This window comes from Bradyrhizobium sp. Ash2021, assembly GCF_031202265.1.
Classification (GTDB): domain Bacteria; phylum Pseudomonadota; class Alphaproteobacteria; order Rhizobiales; family Xanthobacteraceae; genus Bradyrhizobium.
Map to the genome: position 1 here is coordinate 658,290 of NZ_CP100604.1, position 23,562 is coordinate 681,851.

The 23,562-nt window shown below is 60.5% G+C and carries 11 protein-coding genes; 4 read left to right on the forward strand and 7 right to left on the reverse strand.

What is annotated here, in order from left to right; translation table 11 throughout:
* Positions 1-598: 598 nt before the first annotated feature.
* The gene (locus NL528_RS03190) at positions 599-13,288 is read left to right on the forward strand and encodes a VCBS domain-containing protein (RefSeq protein WP_309181273.1); all 12,690 of its coding nucleotides are present in this window, start codon (positions 599-601) and stop codon (positions 13,286-13,288) included.
* Positions 13,289-13,911: 623 nt separating this feature from the next.
* Entirely contained in the window at positions 13,912-14,340 is a 429-nt protein-coding gene (locus NL528_RS03195) for a hypothetical protein (RefSeq protein WP_309181274.1), read from the forward strand.
* Positions 14,341-15,210: 870 nt separating this feature from the next.
* Here NL528_RS03195 and NL528_RS03200 read toward each other — a convergent pair.
* Both NL528_RS03200 and NL528_RS03205 read right to left on the reverse strand, forming a co-directional pair.
* Complete coding sequence (locus NL528_RS03200; protein ID WP_309181275.1) at positions 15,211-15,387, reverse strand: hypothetical protein; 177 nt, start codon at positions 15,385-15,387, stop codon at positions 15,211-15,213.
* Between the two features lie 224 nt (positions 15,388-15,611).
* Positions 15,612-15,806 carry a hypothetical protein gene (locus tag NL528_RS03205; protein ID WP_309181276.1) on the reverse strand — a complete coding sequence of 65 codons (195 nt, stop codon included), beginning with the start codon at positions 15,804-15,806 and terminating at the stop codon, positions 15,612-15,614.
* Positions 15,807-16,055: 249 nt separating this feature from the next.
* On the opposite strand from NL528_RS03205, the gene NL528_RS03210 reads away from it, so the two are divergent.
* Complete coding sequence (locus tag NL528_RS03210) at positions 16,056-16,892, forward strand: glycosyltransferase family 2 protein (RefSeq protein ID WP_309181277.1); 837 nt, start codon at positions 16,056-16,058, stop codon at positions 16,890-16,892.
* A gap of 115 nt (positions 16,893-17,007) precedes the next feature.
* Here NL528_RS03210 and NL528_RS03215 read toward each other — a convergent pair whose 3' ends face one another.
* A complete protein-coding gene (locus NL528_RS03215) occupies positions 17,008-18,201 on the reverse strand; it encodes an aspartate kinase (RefSeq protein WP_309181278.1) in 1,194 nt (397 codons plus the stop codon).
* Between the two features lie 468 nt (positions 18,202-18,669).
* Entirely contained in the window at positions 18,670-19,191 is a 522-nt protein-coding gene (locus tag NL528_RS03220) for a septal ring lytic transglycosylase RlpA family protein (protein ID WP_309181279.1), read from the reverse strand.
* Positions 19,192-20,741: 1,550 nt separating this feature from the next.
* Between NL528_RS03220 and NL528_RS03225 the strand changes: the two genes are divergently transcribed.
* Entirely contained in the window at positions 20,742-21,368 is a 627-nt protein-coding gene (locus tag NL528_RS03225) for an NYN domain-containing protein (protein WP_309181280.1), read from the forward strand.
* Positions 21,369-22,151: 783 nt separating this feature from the next.
* On the opposite strand, the gene NL528_RS03230 is transcribed toward NL528_RS03225, so the two are convergent.
* The 3 genes from NL528_RS03230 to NL528_RS03240 form a co-directional block, all read right to left on the reverse strand.
* Entirely contained in the window at positions 22,152-22,343 is a 192-nt protein-coding gene (locus NL528_RS03230) for a hypothetical protein (protein WP_309181281.1), read from the reverse strand.
* Between the two features lie 235 nt (positions 22,344-22,578).
* Positions 22,579-22,806, reverse strand: a complete 228-nt coding sequence (locus tag NL528_RS03235) for a hypothetical protein (protein WP_309181282.1) — start codon at positions 22,804-22,806, stop codon at positions 22,579-22,581.
* A 197-nt stretch (positions 22,807-23,003) separates the two neighbouring features.
* A complete protein-coding gene (locus NL528_RS03240; RefSeq protein WP_309181283.1) occupies positions 23,004-23,549 on the reverse strand; it encodes a cyclic nucleotide-binding domain-containing protein in 546 nt (181 codons plus the stop codon).
* Positions 23,550-23,562 lie beyond the last annotated feature (13 nt).

Consider the following 23,562-nt stretch of genomic DNA (forward strand, 5'->3'; position numbering starts at 1 on the left):
GCAATGGCCGCAGGTATCATCCGAGCCGAAATTTCATATATTTGAGGGTTGGAAAATGCCTTTCGTAAATTGGAATAAATATCGCTTTGTCTCGATTAGCCGTGCTTCTGCGGTTGCGCTTGCCGGTTTCATTGGCTTGGCAAGTTCAGCAGATGCAACCACTATCTTCACCGATATAGGCCCAGGCGTCCATGACGGAGGTGGCGTAAACGTAGTTGGCCCAAACCTAGGTTTTGGTGATCATGCCGGAATAGGCTCGCCGTTCACAGCGGCCGTATCCTCCCACATTCAAAATTTCTGCAACCAACGATTCAGGAGCAAATCTTCAGTTTTTTGAATGGATCAACCAAGGAGCTCTATTTACTCGTTCGAATGGCGCAATGCGATGCGCGTTAATAAGTTTCGGTGAGCGGAATTCCAACAGTTGTTTGTTTTGGCCTTGACGCGATTGGTTTGCTCATGAAGATTATCGAAAATTTCGAAATCACCATCCGTTATTAACTCGATCCATCTGGCGCAAAAATTTCAGCGCCGATCATCAGCAAAACCGAACTAACCGCGATCGACGGACCAATAAATTTTGGGAGAGGGGACCAGTATGTCTAATTCAGCCGCTATTATAGGTACGCCCACGGTTTCGACCATAACCGAGGACACTAACAACTTGCAGACGCTGGTTGCGGCTGGATCGATTTCGATTTCAGACGCGAATGCAGGCCAGGCGGCTTTTAAGACGACGGTCAAAGCCGCTTCCGGCGATCTCGGCTCCCTCACCATCGCCGCCAACGGCGCTTACGTCTACTCCGTCGCCGACAGCAAGGTGCAATATCTCGGTGCCGGCGACACCAAGGTCGACACATTCACGATTACATCGCTCGACGGCACCACCAAGCAGGTGTCATTCACCATCATCGGCGTCAACGACGCTGCCGTGATCGGAACACCGACGGTGGTTGACGTCACCGAGGACGCCACCAACCCGACGCTGAAAGCGACCGGATCGATCTCGATCTCCGACGTCGACCAGAACCAGGCCGCGTTCAAGACCACCGTCACACCCGCCGCCGGCGACCTCGGCACTCTGGTGCTGCATAGCAATGGCAGCTACACCTATTCGGTCGCCGACAGCGCCGTACAATTCCTCGGAGCCGGCCAGGTCAAGACCGACACCTTCACGGTCACAGCGCTCGACGGCACCACCAAGCAGATATCCTTCAACATCCACGGCACCAACGATGCGGCCGTGATCGGAACGCCGACCGTCCACGACGTCACCGAAGATGCCACCAGTCCGACGTTGACGGCGGTGGGGTCCATTTCGATTTCCGATGCGGACCTGGGTCAGGCGGCGTTCAAGACGTCGGTAATTTCGGCTTCCGGCAATCTCGGAAATCTCGTCATAGCGGCCAACGGCACCTACACCTATTCGGTCGCCGACAGCGCGGTGCAGTATCTCGGGGCCGGACAGACCAAGGTCGATACCTTCACGGTGACGTCTCTCGACGGCACCACCAAGCAGGTCACCTTCACCATCCACGGTGTCAATGATGCCGCGGTGATCGGCACCCCGACGGTCCACGACGTCACCGAGGACGCCACCAATCCGCTTCTGTATGCGATCGGCACGGTGTCGATCACCGACGCCGACCAGGGCCAGGCCGCGTTCCAGCCGGCGCTGCTGGCCGGAAACGGCAACCTTGGTGTGCTCGCCATCGGCAGCAACGGCGCCTACATCTACACCGTCGCCGACAGTGCGGTGCAGTATCTCGGCGCGGGCGACACCAGGGTCGACACCTTCACGCTGACCGCGCTCGATGGCACCACCAAACAAGTCACATTTACCATTCACGGGACCAACGATGCCGCCGTCATTGGCACGCCCACCGTCCACGAGGTCACCGAGGACGTCAACGTCTCGTCGACCGGAAACCTGACCGCGGCCGGCACGATCTCGATCGCGGACGCGGACCAGAACCAGTCGTCGTTCCAGACCTCGGTGATGGCCGCTCCAGGCACCCTCGGCCACCTGACCATCGCCTCGAACGGCGCCTATTCCTACACCGTCGCCGACAACCTGGTGCAGTATCTCGGCGCCACCGACACCAAGATCGAAACCTTCACCGTCACCGCCTTCGACGGAACGCAGAAGCAGGTTTCCTTCACCATCCACGGCGCCAACGACGCCGCGGTCATCGGCGATCCCACGATCCATGACGTGACCAAGAACGCCTCGCCGGTGACGCTGACAGCGGTCGGTACGATCTCGATCTCGGACGTTGACCAGAACCAGTCCTCGTTCCAGACATCCGTAATCTCGGCCGTCGGCAACCTTGGGAATCTGACCATCGCAGCCAATGGCGCCTACACCTATTCGGTGGCCAACAGCGCCACCCAATCGCTCGGCGCGGCCGACGTCAAGGTCGACACCTTCACGGTCACCGCGCTCGACGGCACGACCAAGGCGGTCTCCTTCACCATCCACGGCGGCAGCGGTGCGAACAACCCGGCCGTGATCGGCGATCCGACCAACGCCGTCGTTACCGAAGACGTCGGCGGCGCGACGCTGACCGCATCGGGAACGATTTCGGTCACGGATCCGGACGCCGGCCAAGCCGCCTTCCAGACCACGACGACGCCGGGTGCCGATAACCTCGGCACCCTGGTTCTGCAGAGCAACGGCAGCTACACCTATTCGGTCGCCGACAGTGCGGTACAGTACCTTGGCCTCGGCGACACCAGGGTGGATACCTTCACCATTAAATCGGTCGACGGCACCTCCAAAGTCGTCTCCTTTACGATCCAGGGCGCCAACGACGCAGCCGTGATCGGTGATCCCGTCGCCCACACCGTTACGGAAGATTCCGGCGGGGCTACGCTCACGGCGACCGGCAAGCTGACGATTTCCGACGTCGATCAGAACCAGAGTTCGTTCCATCCGGGCAGCGTTGCCGACGCCAGCAATCTCGGCGCCCTGACGCTCGCCGCCGACGGCACCTACACCTATTCGGTCGCCAATTCCGCCACCCAGTTCCTAGGTGCCGCCGACACCAAGGTAGACACCTTCACCGTCACGGCGCTCGACGGCACCACCAAGGTCATCTCTTTCACGATCCAGGGCGTCAACGACGCCGCGGTGATCGGAACGCCGACCGTTCACGATGTCACCGAAGATTCCAATGTCTCGAACGGCAATCTGACGGCGTCGGGCACGATCTCGATTTCCGATGCCGATCAAGGCCAGGCCTCGTTCCAAACCGGCGTGACCGGAGCGATCGGAAATCTCGGCTCGCTGACGCTGTCGGCGAACGGTGCCTACATCTATACGGTCCCCGACAGCGCCACCCAGTATCTCGGCGCCAGCGATACCAAGACCGATACCTTCACGGTGACGGCGCTCGATGGCACCACCCAGCAGGTGAGCTTCGCAATTCACGGCGCGCAAGATGCTCCCACGCTGACGGTCGGATCCACGGCGTCCGGCTTGGACAATGCCAATATATCTTTGTCCATCGCGGTCGGTCTGATCGATACCAGCAACACCCTGGCTGTCTCGATCAGTGGCGTGCCATCGGGCTACACGTTGACCCATGGGACGATATCCGATGACGGGTCGACCTGGACCGTCGCGCCCGCAGAACTCGGCACATTGGCGCTCGTCCCCGTCGGTGGGCTTGCCCAGGCAGGAAACTTCAATCTCCACGTGGTCGCGTCCTCGGGCGACGGCACGCACACCGCATCGACCAGCGCGCATATTGCCGTCACGGTGTCCGCAAATCCGAGCGAAATGAGCGGCCTGGCCGAAGACGGATACATCGCCGGCGCCACGGTCTTCGCCGACGCCAACCACAATGGCATTCTCGATCCCGGCGAAGCCCACACGACCACCAATGCTGACGGCAGTTTCACCCTCAGCGGCGGGAGCGGGCCGCTTGTCATGTTCGGCGGCACCGATATTTCAACCAATCTGTGCTTCACCGGCGTACTGTCGGCGCCGGAAGGGTCGACCGTCGTAACGCCGTTGACGACACTGATTGCCGCGATTGTGGCGACGGGCACGGTGGACCATCCTATTTCCGCCACCGACGCCGCAAGTCAGGTTGCTGCGGCCTTCGGCCTGGATCCGGGCACGGTCCTTACGACCTTCGACCCGGTTTTGGCCGCCATTTCGGGCAATGCCGCCGAATCGGCGATCGGATCGGCAATTCTTTCGGCGGGCATCCAGGTGCAGAGCACGGTGGCTCAGGTATCGGCCGTCGGCGGCTCTTCCGGCGCGGTTTTCGCCGCGATCGCCAACACCGTGACGACCAGCGTCACCAATTCCACCACGGTTGACCTCAGCGCGCATTCCACCGTCCAGAACATCGTTTCGAACTCGCACGTCAGCGCCGTTGCCGCCTCGGCGGTGACCGACGTGGTATCCGCGGCGAACGCCAGCATCCAGTCGGCGGGCGCCGATTTGACCGCGCTGGCGCAGGCGGCCGTCGTGGCCCAGGGCGCCGCGACGACCCAATTGGCTAACACCAACTTCACCGACATGGCTCAGCTGACGGCACTACATGACACTTATGTCACCGATCTCGGCGCGCAGGTTTCCGCTGCTGTGGTCGGAGTCACCGGTCTTGCTCTGCTCGGAACGCTTGGCGCCGATGTCCTGACGGGAGGTGCCGGTAACGATGCTATCGATGGCCTGGACGGTAACGACACGATCAATGGCGGCGCCGGCAACGACCTTCTCTACGGCAACAACGGCAACGACACCCTGATCGGTGGCGCCGGAGACGACCGTCTCGACGGCGGCGCGGGCTACGACCGCGCAAGCTATGCGGACGCGGCTGCCGGAGTCACCATCGACCTGACGGCAGGCACGGTGCACGGCACCGCGGCAAACGACGTTGCCAATGTCGGCAACGACACCCTGGTGTCGATCGAAGCGGTGACCGGCAGCGCCTTTGCCGACAGCTACAACGCCGCGGGATTTACCGGATCGACGGGTCTGCCCGGCAGGCCGGCCGGGTTCAACGAATTCGAGGGCGGCGGCGGCGACGACACCATCATCGGCACGGTCAATGCGTCCGGTGAAATCCTCACCCGCATCTCCTATGTCAGCGCGTCCGCCGGAGTCACGGTCGATATCGCGGCCGGCACGGGGCATGGCACCGCCGCCGGCGACGTCGCCAACGTCGGCAACGACACCTTCACCAACGTCAACTCCATCGTCGGGTCGGCCTATGACGACGTCCTGCTGGGCAGCAACAATCCAAATGGTACGTTCGAGCAGTACGACGGCCGCGGCGGCAACGACCTGATCAACGGACGCGGCGGCTACGACTTCGCGGTCTACAACAACGACCCGGCTACGACGTCGGGAATCACGGTCCATCTGGCGGCGGGCACCGTTACCGGCGATGCGACGATCGGCACCGATACGCTGCTTTCGGTCGAGGCTGTCCGCGGCACCAACTTCGCCGACACCTATGACGCGACCGGCTTTAGCGGGGCCAGCGCCAACGCCGGCTCGTTGGGCACCTTCAACAACTTCGACGGCGAAGGCGGCAACGACACCATCATCGGCAACGGCAACACGCGAATCCAGTATTCGCAGTCATTGGCCGCCGTGACCGTCGACATCGCCGCCGGCACCGCGCACGGCACGGCAGCAGGCGACGTCGCCAACGTCGGCACCGATACCTTCTCGGGCGTCAACGCCGTGATGGGCTCGATGTTCGACGACACCCTGCTGGGAAGCAACGGCAATGAAACCTTCATGGGCCTTGCCGGGAACGACTACATTGACGGCCGGGGCGGTTTTGACGTCGCCCAGTACAGCAACCTCACTTACACCACCGGCGCGATCAGCGTCGACATGGCCTCGGGCACCGTGATTGGGGACGCCTCGACAGGCACCGATACGCTGCGATCGATCGAAGGCGTCCAGGGTACGATCTTCGACGATACCTATGTGGCGACCGGATACGGCGTGGCGGGCGCCCTCAACGTCGGCAACAACGGTACCTTCAACCAGTTCGAGGGCATGGGCGGCAACGACACCATCACCGGTAACGGCAATACCCGCGTCATCTACGCCAACGCCGCGGCCGCGGTCACGGTCGACTTGTCGCTCGGAACCGCCCACGGAACCGCAGCAGGAGACGCAGCGGGTGTCGGCACCGACACCTTCACTGGAGGTGTTTTCAGCATCACCGGCTCGGCTTTCGGCGACACGCTGATCGGCGACGGAAACAGCAACATGTTCGTCGGCGGCGGCGGCAACGACACCATCGACGGCGGCGCCGGCGGCGACATAGCAATCTTCTCGGGAACAAGGGGCCAGTACACGATTTCGACCAACGGCGCCGGCCAGACGACGGTCACGGACACCGTGGCGGGACGCGACGGCACCGACACCCTCACCAACGTCGAGGTGCTGCAGTTCACCAACGCCAACGTCCTGATCGCCTCCGGAAGCTCGGCGAATCCGGTCGACCTTTCCGACAACCGGCTCTTCTTCAATGCCGCCTCCAACCCGTTCACCTCGCTGACCGGATCGGCGGACGATTTCATCAAGATCAACCAGTCGCTTTCGAACCATCTGGTCGACCTCGGCGGCGGCGCCAACGATACCGTCATGCTCGGCGTCACCGGCGGCTACAATCTCAACCTCGCAAACGTCGAACACCTCGTCGGCACGGCCGGCAACGACTTCGTGGGCTTGCTCTCCAACGTCAACGGCATGTCGATCGACATGGGCGGGGGCAACGACACCGTCAACCTCGCTAACGGCTCGAACTCGGTAAGCGTGACGAATGTCGAGAACCTCAACAGCAGCGACTTCGCCGCCGGAAGCGTCTCCAACGACATGTTGACGCTTCTGAATGACGTGAGCGGTCTGTCAGTCAACCTCGGCAACGGCATCAACACCCTGAACCTCGCGGCCGGCGTCAACTCGTTCTCCAACGTATTCAACGTCGACACCATCAACGGCACCGCATCCGACGATACCCTCTCGGTCGGCAACGGCCTTTTCACCAACACCAACGACCTCTCGATCGACCTTGGCGCCGGCAACGACACGCTACAGATCGGCTCGACGTTTCTCAATGCCGCGCTCCATAACGTCGAGCACCTGGTCGGCAGCGGTGGCGACGATTTCTACACGCTGACCAACGACGTCACCGGACTGAGCGTCGACCTCGGTGCCGGCAACGACAACCTCACCCTTGCCAACGGCACCAACTCGGTCAGCGTGTCAAACGTAGAAAGTATCCAGACCAACGACTTCAACGGAGCGCCCTCCGACGACACGCTGACCCTCCTCAACGACGTCTCGGGCGTCAACGTCAACATGCAGCAAGGTATCAACACGCTGAACCTCGCAGCTGGTGTCAATTCGCTCGGCAATGTCTTCAACGTCGACACCATCAACGGCACCACTTCCGACGACACCCTCAGCATCGGCGGCGGGCTTTTCACGACCACCAACGACCTCTCGATCGACCTCGGCGGCGGCGACGATACACTCCAGTTCGGCGGGCAGTTCCTCAGCGCCGCGCTCCACAATGTCGAGCACCTGGTTGGAAGCGCCGGCGACGACTTCTACTCGCTGACAAACGACCAGAACGGTTTGACCGTCGACCTTGGCGCAGGAAACAATAACCTGCAGATAGCGGCCGGCGCCAACACGCTGAGCCTGACCAACGTCCAGAGCATCGGTACCAACGATTACGTTGGAGGAACCCCATCGTCGGACGACACGCTGACGCTGCTCGACGACGTCACCGGCGTGACGGTCAACCTGCAGCAGGGCGACAACACGCTGAATCTCGCGGCAGGCACCAATTCCATCACCGCCTACAACGTCGAGCACATCAACGGCAGTGCTTCCGACGACGTGCTGACCATGCTCAACGACGCCGGTGGCGACACCATCGACCTCGGCGCCGGCAACGACACCTTAAATCTTACCGGATTTACGGGAGGCGTCACGGTCGCCAACGTCGAACACGTCAACGGCAGCGCCGCGACCGACTTCATCACCATCGCCAACACCACCGGAACCACCACCGTCACCGGCGGCGGGGGCGCGGATTTCATCACCGCCAGCGCCGCGAGCGACATCATCGGTTACACGGATGCGTCAGAATCTTCCGCGGCCACGGGGGAAGACACAGTCACCAACTTCGACGCCGCGCACGACCAGTTCCTGCTCGACGGCGTCGCCGGCCTTGCCGGCTCCGTGCACTTCATGGCCTCCGGTGTACTCGATGGGTCGCCGGCAACGCCGCATGCCGAAGCCATTCTCGTCAATTCCGGCGGGCAGGAGCAACTCCAGATCGACGTCAACGGTGACGGCGTGATCGGCGCGGGCGACATCACCGTCGTCCTGAACAACCTCGTCGGCACCCTCAGCGACGCCAATTTTTCGGTCGTCACCGCCAACCACGCGCCGACCGACATCGGGCTGTCGAACGCGACGGTTGCGGAAAATAGCCCAGCGAACACCGTCGTCGGGACTTTATCGGACACCGACCCTGACGCTGGCGATACCGCAAGCTACGTACTGACCAACGACGCCGGAGGCCTGTTCGCAATCTCGGGGGGTAATATCGTCACGACCGCACCGCTCGATTTCGAGCAGGCGGCTTCCCATCAGGTCACCGTGCAGGTGACGGATTCGGCCGGCGCCACCTTCAGCAAGAACATCCAGATCGGTGTCACCAACGTCAACGAGGCGCCGACCGACATCACCCTGTCCAACGCATCGGTCCCGGAGAACACCCCGAACGGCATCGTCATCGGCAACCTTGCCGCGGTTGATCCGGACGCCGGAGACACCGCGACCTTCTCGCTGACCAACGACGCCGGAGGTCTGTTCAGCCTGATCGGCAACCAGGTCGTCGTGGCTGGTCCGCTCGACTACGAGCAGGCGACTTCGCACCAGATCACGGTACGCGTCACCGACAGCGGCGGCCTCACCTTCGACAAGACGTTGACCATCGCCACCACCAACGTCAATGAGGCGCCGACGGCGGTCCTGTTGTCCAATGCATCGATCGCCGAAAACAGCCCCGCAAACACCGTGGTCGGCGCGCTGTCAGCGGTCGATCCGGACGCGGGCGACACCGCGACCTTCACGCTGACGAATGATGCCGGCGGGCTGTTCACGATCTCCGGCGGCAATCTCGTCACCACCGGTCCGCTCGACTTCGAGCAGGCGGCTTCGCACCAGGTGACGGTGCGGGCGACCGATTCGGGCGGGCTCACCCACGACACGACCTTTACGATCGCTACCACCAACGTCAACGAGGCCCCGACCGCCATTTCGATCTCGGGTTCGACGATCGCGGCGACGAGCGCCATCGGAACCGTCGTCGGCGCCTTGTCGGGAGTGGATCCCGATGCCGGCGACACCGCGACGTTCACCCTCCTGGACAACGACGGCGGCCTGTTCGCGGTCTCCGGCGGCAATTTGGTCGTGGCCGGCAGCCTCGCCGGCGTCACGGTAGCAACCCAGAATGTCACCGTACGCGACACCGACGCCGGAGGTCTGACCTTCGACAAGGTGCTGGCGCTCACCGTGACCGGCATCCCGGGCAACACCTTCGCCGGCGACAGCGGCGACAACGTCCTCAACGGGACGCCCGGTAACGACCGGTTCCAGGGTTTTGCGGGCAACGACACCATCAATGGCGGGCTCGGGTTCGACCGCGCCATCTACACGGATGCGACCGTCGGCATCGCCTTCAATCTCGCCTCCGGCACGGTCACCGGCGCGGGCGTTGGTACCGACACCCTGACGGGCATCGAGGGCCTCATCGGCACCAACTTCGCCGATACCTTCGATGCCACCGGATTCACCGGCAGCACGGGTGTTCCCGGCACCCCGGTCGGCTTCAACGAATTTGAGGGCATGGGCGGCGACGACGTCATCACCGGCCTCATCAACAGCCAGGGCGCCGCGCTCACCCGCGTCTCCTATCTCGATGCGACCGCAGGCGTCACCGTCAATCTCACCACCAGGACCGCTGATGGCGACGCGTCCGTCGGACACGACACCTTCACCACCACGATCTCGAACGTTCTCGGCTCGAGCTTCGCCGACACCCTGATCGGCAGCAACAACCCGTTCGGCACGGTCGAGGTGTTCGAAGGCCGCGGCGGCAACGACATCATCAACGGCGGCGGTGGCTTTGACCGTGCCGATTATATCAACGACCTGACCGAGACGACGGGCATCACCGTCAATCTCGCTGCCGGAACGGTCACCGGCAGTTCCGTTGCGGGCAACGATACGCTGATTTCCGTCGAAGCCGTGCGCGGAACGGCCTTCGCCGACACCTACAACGCCGTCGGCTTCAGCGGCACCAGCACCAACGCCGGATCGCTCGGTACGTTCAACGAATTCACCGGCGGCGGCGGCAACGACACCATCATCGGCAACGGCAATACCCGTATCAGCTTCAACAACGCGACCGCGGGGGTCACGGTCGACATCGCTGCCGGCACTGACAGCGGTGATGCATCGGTCGGTAACGACACCTTCACCGGCGTCAACGCGGTCCAGGGGTCGATGTTCGCCGACACCATGCTCGGAGACGCGAACAACAACACCTTCACCGGCAACGGCGGCGACGATTACATCGACGGACGCGGCGGCTTTGATGTTGCCAGCTACAACAACATCTATCTTTCGACGGGCAGCATCACGGTCCATCTTGCCGCAGGCATCGTGACAGGAGATTCTTCGATCGGTACCGATACGCTGCGCTCGATCGAGGGCATCCAGGGCACCGTCAACGCCGACACCTACGACGCGACCGGATACGGCTCGGCCGGCGCCCTCAACGTTGGTAACAACGGCCTCTTTAACCAGTTCGAGGGCCTCGGCGGAAACGACACCATCACCGGCAACGGTAACACGCGCGTCATCTACGCCAATGCGGCGGCTGCAGTCACGGTCGACCTGTCGCTCGGGACGGCGCACGGCACCGCCGCCGGAGACGCGGCCGCCATCGGAACCGACACCATCATCGGGGGCGTCAACAGCATCACCGGCTCGGCCTTCGGGGATGCGCTGACCGGAGACGGCAACAGCAACACCTTTGTCGGTGGCGGCGGCAACGACACCATCGACGGCGGCGGCGCCGGCGACATCGCGATCTATTCCGGGGCGCGCGCGAATTACGCGATCTCGACCGTGGCCGGCCAGACCACGGTTGCGGACTCCGTTGCAGGCCGCGACGGAACCGACACGCTCACGAATGTCGAGGTGCTGCAGTTCAGCGACACCAATGTCCTGATCGCTTCCGGGAGTTCCGGAAGTCCGGTCGACCTTTCCGACAACAGGCTCTTCTTCGGTCCGACGACGAGTTCCTTCACGACGTTGACGGGATCTGCCGACGATTTCATCAAGATCAGCCCGAGCCTGTCGGGACACCAGATCGACCTCGGCGCGGGCAGCAACGATACCGTCATCCTCGGCGTGACCGGAGGGTACAATCTGAATCTCGCCAACGTCGAGCACCTGGTTGGCACCGGCGGCAACGACTCCGTCAGCCTGGTCAGCAACGTCAACGGCCTCACCATCGACATGGGCGGCGGCAACGACAGCATCAGCCTCGCTAACGGCTCGAATTCGGTGAGCGTGACCGGCGTCGAGATCCTCAGCGGTAGCGATTTCGCCGCCGGTAGCGTCTCCAACGATACGCTGACGCTTCTGAATGACGTCAACGGCCTGTCGGTCAACCTCGGCAATGGCATCAACACCCTGAACCTGACCGGCGGGGTCAACTCGTTCACCAACGTGTTCAACGTCGACACCATCAACGGCACCGCATCCGACGACACGCTCACGATCGGCAACGGACTTTTCACCAGCGCCAACGACCTCTCGATCGACTTGGGTGCCGGAAACGACACGCTCAGTTTCGGATCGCAGTTCCTTACCGTAGCGCTCCACAACGTCGAGCACCTGGTCGGCAGTGGGGCGGATGACTTCTACACGCTGACCAACGATGTAAGCGGCTTGACCGTCGACCTCGGCGTCGGCAACGACAACCTCACCCTGGCGGGTGGGGTCAATTCGATCGCCGTCACCAACGTCGAAAACATTCAGGCCAACGACTTCAACGGGGCGCCGTCCAACGACACGCTGACCCTCCTCAACGACGTCTCGGGCGTCAACGTCAACCTGCAACAGGGCGACAACACGCTCAATCTCGCCGCCGGAACCAACACGTTCGGGGACATCTTCAACGTCCAGCACATCAACGGAACCGCCTCCGACGACGTCCTGACCCTGACCGACGGCGCCTTCACCCCGGACAACAACCCTGTCATCGACCTCGGACCGGGCGACAATACGCTGAACTTCGGCGCCCAGGGCGTGTCGCTGACCGCGCTCAATATCGAGCACATCAACGGCAGCGCCGCGGACAACAATCTGACGCTCAACAACGACGTCAGCAACGTCGCGATCGACCTCGGGACCGGCAACGACCATCTCAGCCTCGCTGACGGCGTCAACTCGGTCTCAGTCACGAACGTCGAGAGCATCAGCAGCAGCGACTTCACCGGCGGCACCGCGCCGTCGGATGACACCCTGACGCTGCTCTCCGACGTCTCCGGGGTTTCCGTCGACCTCGCAGACGGCAGTAACACGCTGAATCTAGCGGCGGGGACCAACTCGCTCGACAACCTCTTCAACATCAACCATCTGAACGGAAGTTCGTCGGACGACGCACTGACCGTGACTCAGCAGTCCTTCGCCACGGTCTTCGACATGGGCGCAGGAAACGACGTCATCAACTTCGGTGCGCAGGCCAACGGCGTCACCGTGGTCAACGCCGAGACGGTGAACGGCAGCGACGGCAACGACTTCATCACCATCGGAAACACGTCGGGGAGCACGACGATAACCGGAGGTCTTGGGGCGGATACCGTGGTCGCCGGTTCCACTCCGGTCAATTTCAACTTCACTGCCGCCGCCCAGTCCCAGACCGGGAACGGCGACACCATCCTCAACTTCAACGCCGACAGCGACACCTTCACTTTCACGGGCATGTCGGGATCGAACGGCTTCACCGGACCGATACACTTCGTGGACACGGCCGCGTTCGACGGATCGGTGGGATCGCCGCACTCCTCGGCGCGGTTGGATGCGGTGGTGGGAGGAAACGCGACGCTTCAGATCGACGTCAACGGCGACGGCGTGATGGGTGCAAACGATATCGAAATACACCTGACCAACTACACTGGAACACTGCACGACTCGAACTTCCTGGTGATTTAAGCAGGTCCGCGACAAATCTTTCGTCACGCGCGTGATGATCGAGCCCCTGGAGGATAGTGCATCCGTCCATCCTCTGTGCAGCGACGAAAGGCTGATCGGAAAACCTCAGTTGATTCGAACAGTCTCGGTCCACTCGACCGACGTCGGGTTCTGGCGGGCGCAAAGCGGACATTTGTGCGCGCTCAGACCGTCCGAGCCGGTGAATGATCGAGCATAGAGTTGAGGCCTTGTCAGAGCTTGCGGCGATGTTCCATAGCGCCTAACGCGCGATTTTCAGTGTCCGGTGCTCGGCTGATAGCGAGGTTCGGGAAATCCCGTCTGACGTGTTGCCGCCATTCGTCAGCTCGCGTCGAAAGGACTAATGTGCCGGGCATAGTTTGGCATGTCCTCTCACTACGGCGCCCGATGCATGGTGTAACCAAAGAAGTATGTTCGTCCACCCGTCCGCTCGTTAACTCTGGTGCGAAACTTTTCTACTATGCGATGAAATTCCTGCGCGGCTGCCCCTTAAGTGCCTGATTCAGTCCTAAGCTCAGAGTCAATTCGCATACTCGGATCATGCGGGGTTGGCCGTGATCAGGACACTGTGGCTTGCGGTTCTTTGTTCGAGTGGCGTAGGTGCAATGGTCGCTATTGGCGCCGGAACTTCGACGCCTCCGCCGACCGTGGGAGCTTCACCGGAGCAAGCGACCGTCGGCAAAACCTTTTCACAGGATACGTTGACCAAGGCAGACAAGTTGGAAATTGCATACGTTGGTGACGCCGTCGCCGTGGAGCCAGCCATGCTGGTTGCGAAGGCGCCTGACGAGCCTGTACCACAACGTCCTAGCCCAACAGCGACGCCCAAGATTGTGAGCCGGCATTGGCACGATCCCAACGCCAAGAAGTCCGCAGCCGTGTCTCTCGGCCGACGCATCAAGGTTCAAGAGCCGAAGAAGAGTAAGAATGTCGACCATGGGAAAGCAACCGTCGATCTCAGGGCCTGTCGGCGCCCGGAGGGCTTTGCGGGGTTGTTAAGGGCATTGAACCTCTCGGCAGGATGCGACACGTAGTTGGCTTTGGTCGGCGCCCCCTTTAATCACAACTGCGATAGTCGTGCGATTGTCCTGCCCACCGACAACTGGTCGACAAGGCGAGGCTTCAATGCAGGTTGAATAGGTTTCTCACCAGCTGCCCGGAAATGATATCCGCGAAGGATAATCTGGTCGGCGGAATGGTCGTCGCTGAGCTGCGGCTCGCGACCGCAGGCGTGCTCGCCAATGGCGGTTGGTTAGCCGCAACCTGAGGACCCTGCCGTTTAATGACCTTCCGCCTTTTTTTATCAACGTCGACTACTGGCGGAGGCGGAAGCGCTGACGCGTACGACTGCGGTGGGGATGGTTCGCCTGTCATTGCGAGCCCGACCAGCGCTGGTGGCGGGACGATGGTGGGCTGGCTGGTGTCAATGACAACACGTTCGGGGGGCTGCTGAACCGAAGCTATCCGAATGACCGGCCTGTTGATTGGGTCACCCGCTGTTTCGGGCAAAGATTTGGGCAGGAACCAATCTGCTGCAAACAGTAACGCAAGAAGCGATGCGCCAACCCAGGCTATGTACCGTCCGATAGGCATAACCATCTCTCGCCGCAATACTGACGTGACGAGCAAATGCCGTAATTCCTGATAGTTCGTAACCGCGGCGCGGTTCCTTGAACGATCTTGCAACGTGGTTACTGCTGGAATTGCGTAAGGGCCGCTGACGCACCGCAGTCGCAAACAGATTATTACGCTGTTAAGTCGCGTTCGAAGGCTATAGAGCCGTGCAGCGGCAGAGTTACTTGGAAATTGGCGTTCGCGAGAATTTCGGAGCCGCTCGATTTTTGACTTTTTCAACAGTATCGGCGCAAATCGTGACTTCTCTAAACGGCGGCGACACGCCGGGCTTAAAAATGCCTGCCGGCCAGAAGGGCGAGCAGTACCGCGCCCGAGGTTGTACTGACCGCGACCATATTGATCAGGTTTTGCGTTGCCACCGATGCCATTGATGCTGCGCGGGCCGGCGCCGGGCTGGTCTTTGATTTTTTGCGTTTCGCCGTTTGTGGTCTTGTCTTCGCACCCATTGCATTCCCCGGAGATGGCGGGTCAGGCCGCTTGGCGGCCTGACCCTGACGCGTTCCCTGTCGAGGTTCGTCCCCGATCTGGAAGCCACCATGTCATGGGCCCGGCCGTGAAAGCTTAAGGGGGCTGGTAAATCAAAGCTGACCCAGGCTGATGGTTTACGAATTCGCGAGCACGGTGTTCCGAACCAGGACCGCTGTAGTCAGCGCAATAGATTTCGAGCGACTTAGGTGCCGCCCTTCTTCACGATCTGATATCCGTTAGCCGCCAGATCCAGAAGGATGGCCTTGGCGATGTGGGTGCTTTGGTCCGGCGCAATCCACTCATAGTCGAGGTTTGGGCCGCCGTCGCCCTCGGGATATTTGATGAAGGCGGTGTGAATTGCGTTCGTGATCAAAAGTTCTAGTGCATCGGCTGACATGATGTCTCTCCAATATTGAGCAAAGCTATCGCATTGTTTGGGGCAATATCGCCCAGATTTCCTGGGGTTAGGCAAATACAATTCGACCGTTCGGACGCCTCGCCCAACGCGCCGCGGGGTTAGTTTTCCGCAATCTCTCGTTAGCGGCGTACTACCGGCAACATTAGCCCCACGATTCTTGACCCTTGCGGTTACTGCGCCCGCCCACCATCATTGGTGCCAATTCTTTATCGCAGCCAGGTGGTAATCATGCTGGGCACGAGTAGTTGGCAGCTCCGCGACGGTGAACAAATCATTGCTTGCAACAGAAGCCTCTTGGGTCATAGGCACTTTTTGATCGGAATCACCCGCATTCGCAATGAAGCACTTATTCTCCGAGATACACTGGACTACGTCGGCAAGCACGTAGATGCGATAGTCGCCTATGATGACGCGAGTACGGATCGAACGCTGGAGATTCTTGGCGGGCACCCAAAAGTCGCTCTGATTGTGACAAATCGGTCGTGGGAAGCGGACATCGAGGCGCGACGGATTGCCGAGGGTCGACATCGCGGACTTTTGCTGCAGACGGCGCGCGAACACTTGCAGTTCGACTGGATGTTTTGCTTCGATGCGGACGAGCGCGTTACCGGAGATCTACGCGGATACCTGGAAGGAACTCGTTCTGGCGATTACGACGGCGTGCGGGTTCAACTGTTCGACGCCTATATGACTCCTGGCGATCATGCACCCTATCAAGCCGATTGCGAACTATTGGGCTTTCGTCGTTTCTTCGGCCCGGAACGGCGAGACATTCTGATGTTGTGGCGAAATCGGCCTGAGGTCATCTTCGCAAAGTACCATGGGCGAGAGCCGGCCGGCGTAGAACGCGTGGCGACCGGTCTGTATTGCCAACACTATGGTAAGTCGTTGTCGGTCGAACATTGGGAAGAGACTTGCGAATACTACATGCGACACTTTCCGTTCGATACCTACGGGCGAAAATGGCGCGATCGCAAAGGTCGGGCAATCCACACCCAATCTGACTTCATGCGGCCCTTGTACGAGTGGGGTGACACGCTCTTCGCGAATGCGGTCAAGATGTGACTTGTCCGAAAATCGAGCGCGCCTTCCGCCCGGTGCCAATGTGGCCGCTTGGCTGACAGGCTCACGCCGAGTTTCTCACGCAGAGTGCCGGAATATTTTTGGGCAAAACGGTCAACTAGATCAGCGAATGCAAAGCCCTGACCGCGGCCTCGCGGCTCTCGACAGGAACAAATAAATTCATCGAATGCGGCGACAAAACATATTTGTCGGCGATAATCCCCTGGCGTTGCAGAATCTGAATCGCCTTGAACGGCAAGTCCGAAGAAACGCCGCCGAAGCAAGTGAGGCTCACCGAACTTAAAGCCTCACGCTGTTGACGCAAGTCTTTGCTGCTTTCCAGCGTGCGCAGCAAAGCGTCGAGCGACTCCGAATCGGAAGTCATCATAATGCGCGTTTTTCCGCCGGTAAAAGCCGAGGCGAGGAGCTGCGGCCAGGATAGGCCGCTTTGTTTAAGATGCTGCGCGAATTTCTCAAAGCCCTGATTGAGATCCGCCGAATCGATCTCCACATGCTCAATGCGAGCCATTGAGTTAACGGCCAAAACTTTTCCGCTTTCCATCCCCATCACCTCTCTTATCACTTGCGTGCTGTGTCCAGCGCCGCCCAATTTTTTCAGAACCAAAGGAACGTTTTGGCTTTGTGCCAGCTCAACGCTGCGAAAATGCAAGACCTTGGCGCCCCAAAAACACATTTCGGATAGCGATGTAAAATCCAGCTGACGCAAGGGTTTTGAATCGGCCACGATGCGCGGATCGGCCGAGCAAACTCCGTCGACCTCTTTGATGATCTCACAGCACTCGGCTTTTAGCGCCGCCGCCATGGCGACCGCAGTGGTATCGCTGCCACCTCGGCCCAGCGTGGTGATTTCTTTGGTCGCCGGGTTCACGCCCTGAAAGCCGGCCAAAACCACGATGCGTCCGCGGTCGAGTTCTTCGCGCACGCGAATGGGCCGCACATCCAAAATGCGTGCGGAAGAGTGGGATTCGTCGGTCATCACTCCGGCTTGACTGCCGGTAAAACTAATCGCCGGCACGCCGAAATCGGACAGCGCCATGCTCATTAGAGACATACTGATGCGCTCACCGGTGGTTAGCAACATATCGAGTTCGCGGCGATTGGGATGCGAGCTTACTTGATAAGCCATTTTAACGAGTTCGTCGGTGGTCTTACCCATCGCTGAAACGATCGCTACGACCCGATGACCACGCTTGTGCAGGTCGGCGAGACTGCTCGCGACCGCGCGGATTTTTGCCGGCGTTTCAAGACAGGTGCCGCCGTATTTTTGCACGATGATGGGATTGTTGCGCATTCTACTTACAGAAATACCCCGAGCGAGCCCTGCGCGCCAGCACGAACAAACCGCGACACGCGCGGCTGCGCGCCCGTATCAGGAAGACAGTCCGCTTTGGGTCCAAAAGCGCCACTCTGACAGTCGGCCTTCACTTCCGGCCTACCCCAATAATCGGACGTACTCGGTGCCGGCTGCCATCTGGCAAAAGTGCCAAGAACGAAAGCCAGAGAGCTTCATGCGCCTACTCAGTCGACTGCTATTGCGAGTTCAAGAATCGAGCCGTCGGCGTCCGACTTGACGGGCCGCAATTTGCCTCTGCGCGCGCCACGCGAGCGGCCATATCGCAGTGATGCTGAGTCCTGCAATAAACCCGCCGGCGCACGTGCCCCTCCCTGTAAGGACATGCCCGTCGGACGGAAAGCCCAGCACTGTGTTGCGGACCTGTGAGCGGTTGGATGCTCGTTCGTTCGGGTAGAAGGATCGGTCCTAGTGGCGACCACTGTGGCGAAGGTGGTGGCGTGGGGCAGGAGCCATGGCCATTGAGGATCCGAACATTGCCAACGGACGCATGACGTCCTCCGTCGGCTGGAAGAACAGCGGCATGGCTGCCGCAGCGACGGAGCGTTGACGGCCTCGACTGGCGACGGCGGTCTCGCCGGATCCCATTTGCACGACCGTCGCGGTCACGTCGCGATGGGTGCAGCGGCAGCCGAGCGCGCTCGCGGCCGCCGGCGATAGATCCAGGAACGCGCCGGTGAAGGGACCGCGATCAGTCACCGTGACCTGGATCGACCGGCCGCCGCTCTGGACCGTCAGTACCGTGCCGAAAGGCAGCGTCGGGTGTGCGGCCGTCAATGCGCCGCAGTTAAATGCCGCCCCGGAAGCCGTGCGACGTCCGCACAGGCGGTCGCTCCCGCCGTAGTAGGTGGCAGTCCCGGAGAGACGGTGCGCCTCGGCCACGGAGGAGAGCGAGAGAACGACGATGGCGGTCGCGACAATCCGTTTCATGCTGGATCCTCGGGTGTTGCGAAAGAGGCGGCCGCGACGGCTTCAAGCTGCCGCTAAGTCTAATCCGGACGTCCTACGGACGGACCAGCGCAAAAAAAGGCGTCGAGAAAGGTCGATGATCCCTCGAGCCCACAAGCAATCGTAGCTTTGTTGATCGGCAATCGTGCCGGAAATTGGACAGGGTGGAACCCTGTGCATCGCAACGCCGTTCAAGAGTGGCCCGGCTAGCGACTGTATCCGGCATTTGAATCGCAGCGCGGACTGACTTCAGGAACCCTGAGGTGACACCGACGTCGACAGTTCTGACCAAATCGTTCCCAGAGGACAAGCTGCCCACCGCCAAGACGGCCGTCGAGGTTGCCGGCTACGGTCCGCCTATGCTGGCGGCTGCGCGGCCGCGGCCCGGCTTTATACCCGGTTCGGGGTGTGGTGTTTCGTTGTTCCGCCAATCATGTCGGGCATCACCGTTTCGTTCAGTGGCTCGCGAAGCGTGAGTTGTGAACGGCTTCGTGCGGGCTTTAGACTGCCTGCGATTTGGGCAGGCAGTCAGGCATTGGGAAATTGGATCCCTCTAGGCCGCCGCCCGGCACTGCCGGCTGTGGGGTCCGGACTCCATAGACCAATCTGTGCTACACGGAGCAGGTTCGATCCCAGTTCCTCTCCCTGCAACAAATGATTGATATTATTTAGTTATTTGGTATAGTCCCCCGGACAAACCCCGATCCGGCCCGTGTCACAAGACCCCTTGCCCGGCCAACAGCTCCGGACGGCCAGCTCTCGGCGACTGGGACGGCTTTGGGCCGGGACAAGCCACAGGGCCGGAAGGCAGGACGGGAGCAGGGCCGCTTGCGCTACATCAAGATCGCCGTCATGCAACTTTTATAGAGTACATGTTGCTTTCATCCGCATCACTCGGGTCCCAAACGACCCGACCGAGACGCCCTTGTAAGTGCTTCGGAAGTCACGATCGCGATGTCTGACCAATTTCCAGCCTTTGAAGTGGTGTTGAAGCGGCGCGGCCGAACATGGAACTGGCGCGTGTGCACAACCGAAGGGGATGTCGTCATGCTGGGTTCGGAAAGCAGCCGAGCCGCTGCCAAATACAAAGCTGACAGGGCACTCTTCCTACTGCTGATGTCCGCCCCGTATCGATCGAAAGGTCGGCGCTGGTGGCAATCGTCACCATCCGGCGGTGGCAGGATCGCACCGGCAAGCGCGCCAAAATATACCAGATGAAACTGTATTGATGGACGTCGAGATACAAGCATCTCTTTTTCTTTATACAACGACTAATTGAAACTTAAAATATCTAGATGTAGACCGATTCGAATCTTGAAACCGGGTCTGGGGTCAAATTGGAGTTACCCCGGAAGAATGGGCCTGAGCGCTTTTGCCTTCACTCGTTCGTATTTGCGATGCTTTAATCTTCACTTGCGATTTGATTGTCGAGCATCACTTGAGAGACCGCCTCAATCGCGACTTTCTTGTCTCTCCCAATATCCAAGCAGATTAGCAGGGCTTGTCCGCGTATCTACTTGTAAAAGGTCAGTATGCCATCTTCCTCCAACAAGATTGCGTTGTTCATCGATGGCGCCAATCTCTACGCGACATCTAAGGCGCTCGGTTTCGACATCGATTACAAGCGTCTGCTCAAGGAATTCCAAAGTTGCGGAACGCTGTTGCGCGCGTTCTACTACACAGCAATCATCGAAGATCAGGAATTCTCGTCGATCCGCCCCTTGATCGACTGGCTGGACTACAACCGCTACACCGTCGTCACCAAGGCGACCAAGGAATTCTTCGACGCCAGCGGCCGGCGCAAGGTGAAGGGTAACATGGACATCGAGCTTGCGGTCGACGCCATGGAACTCGCCGAACACATCGACCAGATGGTGCTGTTCTCCGGCGACGGCAACTTCCGCTCGCTGGTAGAGGCGATGCAGCGCCGCGGCGTCCACGTCACCGTGGTCTCGACCATTTCCAGCCAGCCGCCGATGATTGCCGACGAACTGCGGCGCCAGGCCGATGTCTTCACCGACCTCGCGGAATTACAGTCGAAGATCGCCCGCGATCCGTCCGAGCGCCCGGCCCCGCGCGAACCGCGCCATCACACGCTGCAATTCCTGCATCGTGCGACCACGACGGCGCCGAGGGATGACGACGATTTCAACGAATGACAGAGGCCGACGCTGTCGCCGCGCGGTATTGTTTTCGGCCGATTTTAAAATGAAGCAGCTTTGCCCGTCGATGTGCGGCCATGAAAAGGGCCGCCGACAGTATGGCCAGCGGCCCGACCGGGCTCAAAATAGTTTCCGAAACAACCCAGAACTCTCAGCCCCGGAGCGACATTCTAACCATCATTCGCCGGGACCGCCTAGCCGAAATATAATTCAGGCCCGAAGAGCATGACGGGCGTTTTAGCCTGCCGCCCGATCTTCCTTGTCAGTCCCCCGCGTCAGATCGAGCGGCTTGTCGGCGACCTGGCAATGGCCGTCGAGCGCGGCGATGCCAGGTCAGACAAGGTATTCAAGGGTCGCGTCCAGGCCGTGGCAGATCGGCTGCTGATCTTGATCGCTGATGATGATCGCGGGGCGCTCAATTGAAAACCCGCTTTGCCAATTCATCGAATGGGACAGCCGTGCTGGCTTGAAGAGCATCGCCGCCAGTCACATGTCACAAGGATCGGGGATCGTTGGCTCGACACACTGGCAACGCACCCACCGCCTCATTGAAGGTCGCGTGCGTCCAAATAAGAGCGAGCACGGGCTGCGTTCGAGCACCGCTCGACACAGTACCTCTACGCAAACGCAACGGCACGAGCCGTCGAGGGAGACCTTGGCGGCTTTTTGCGTGTGGCCAGATATGCGCAAAAAAGACCCCTTGGGGAAAGTCGGCCAGGATTTCGTCGACCTGCCGAGACGTCAGCGGGCTGTAAAGCTATCGCGTTTCAACAGGTGGGCTTAGATGATCTTGGCTTCCTTAAAATGCTGTCCCGTCGCGCACGCCTCGAGCAATTTGCCGCTGCTACCTGATCCCGGCTTGCCGCCAGACACTCGGGACAATTCTTCTTCGCTCAGTTCGATGTTGGTATCATTGAGTGCGCCTTCGGCGGGCTTTTCTGTTTTTGCCAATTCGACTTTTCTGTTGTCCATGGTGGGTGCTTCTCTTTGGTGTGTTCTCCTCTTTGCAGCAGCATTGATATCACTTTCAGCAATTCCTAGAAAGTGCGCAAGATCACACGGGCCTCAGTGTGGTTGAGTCGATCGGTCTCGCGCGAAAGACGAGGATTGACATCGCCAAGCCGGCGGACGCGTTTTCACCTTCGCGCATTGCGAAACGCGCCGGCGTGAACCGGCGCGTTCCGTGCAGGCACTTGATATTCCGAACTCAGTTGCCCCAATTTCCCGCGCCGGGAAGGTTGCCATTCACGACACCCCATGAACCGTCTCCAGGCGCGCCGCCCCACGGGATTCCGTCGATCGTATCGCCGCCGCCGACGGTGCCGCCCTTGCTGATGGTCGGCCCATGGTAGCCCGGATCGTTGGCGAGGTTGCGCATTCCGCCGCTGACAGCTTCGAGGTCATTGAGGTTCAGTTCATTGCTGAAGTTGGTCATGGCACTTCTCCGTTTGATCTGAGGACGAGCGGCCATCGCCCGTCATGACCGCAAGCTAGCCGTCGTTTCGAAATACGACCGTGCGCGGAATCACACAGAAAAAACCACCGGCACGGACCAGAAAGGCGCGCCAAGTCGCGGTCGGCCTGGTTGGGATGACGGCGCAAACCCGCGATCCAGAGGTGAGGACAGAGTTCCTAGCTGGAAATCCTGTTGTTGCTCAAGGTCCTCAACATTCGGCTGAATCGCTCTCCGGCAGCCGATACACGATCAAGGATACCGACGTCGAGTTCGTCTTCCGAGATACCCATCTCGTCCGAGATGGCGGAATTTCCAGCCGAGCTTCCGCGCGCCTCTCGAAGTCGGTCGGCAAGAAACACCGCGAGGGCCCGGTAGAACCGGCTGCCAAAGCCGGCATCATTGTCGAGCTTATGCATCAGCTTTGTCTTGTCGAGGAAGAGTGCCAGGCCGTTTCCGCTGGCCGTGATCGTGGCCGACGGCGGCGCCGAATCCACCAGCGATATTTCGCCGACGACCTCGCCGACACCCAGCCGCGCGATTTGTCCCAGCCGCCGGGTTGTCACCAGCAATTCCCCTTCGAGCATAAAGATCAGGAAATCGGTGCTCTCGCCCTCCCGGATGATGACGTCGCCATCGCCTAGACGCCGCCGAACTCCCGTCTGCGCCATCCACGCGACGTCGGCATCGCTGAGTATTCCAAAGATGTACAGGACTTTTCGCATGATTGTCCTCTTC

Bases quoted from the DNA above. Each gene is read 5' to 3' on its own strand.
- NL528_RS03190 (WP_309181273.1), top strand. From the start codon at position 599: ATGTCTAATTCAGCCGCTATTATAGGTACGCCCACGGTTTCGACCATA.
- NL528_RS03195 (WP_309181274.1), top strand. From the start codon at position 13,912: ATGGTCGCTATTGGCGCCGGAACTTCGACGCCTCCGCCGACCGTGGGA.
- NL528_RS03200 (WP_309181275.1), bottom strand. From the start codon at position 15,387: ATGGGTGCGAAGACAAGACCACAAACGGCGAAACGCAAAAAATCAAAG.
- NL528_RS03205 (WP_309181276.1), bottom strand. From the start codon at position 15,806: ATGTCAGCCGATGCACTAGAACTTTTGATCACGAACGCAATTCACACC.
- NL528_RS03210 (WP_309181277.1), top strand. From the start codon at position 16,056: ATGCTGGGCACGAGTAGTTGGCAGCTCCGCGACGGTGAACAAATCATT.
- NL528_RS03215 (WP_309181278.1), bottom strand. From the start codon at position 18,201: ATGCGCAACAATCCCATCATCGTGCAAAAATACGGCGGCACCTGTCTT.
- NL528_RS03220 (WP_309181279.1), bottom strand. From the start codon at position 19,191: ATGAAACGGATTGTCGCGACCGCCATCGTCGTTCTCTCGCTCTCCTCC.
- NL528_RS03225 (WP_309181280.1), top strand. From the start codon at position 20,742: ATGCCATCTTCCTCCAACAAGATTGCGTTGTTCATCGATGGCGCCAAT.
- NL528_RS03230 (WP_309181281.1), bottom strand. From the start codon at position 22,343: ATGGACAACAGAAAAGTCGAATTGGCAAAAACAGAAAAGCCCGCCGAA.
- NL528_RS03235 (WP_309181282.1), bottom strand. From the start codon at position 22,806: ATGACCAACTTCAGCAATGAACTGAACCTCAATGACCTCGAAGCTGTC.
- NL528_RS03240 (WP_309181283.1), bottom strand. From the start codon at position 23,549: ATGCGAAAAGTCCTGTACATCTTTGGAATACTCAGCGATGCCGACGTC.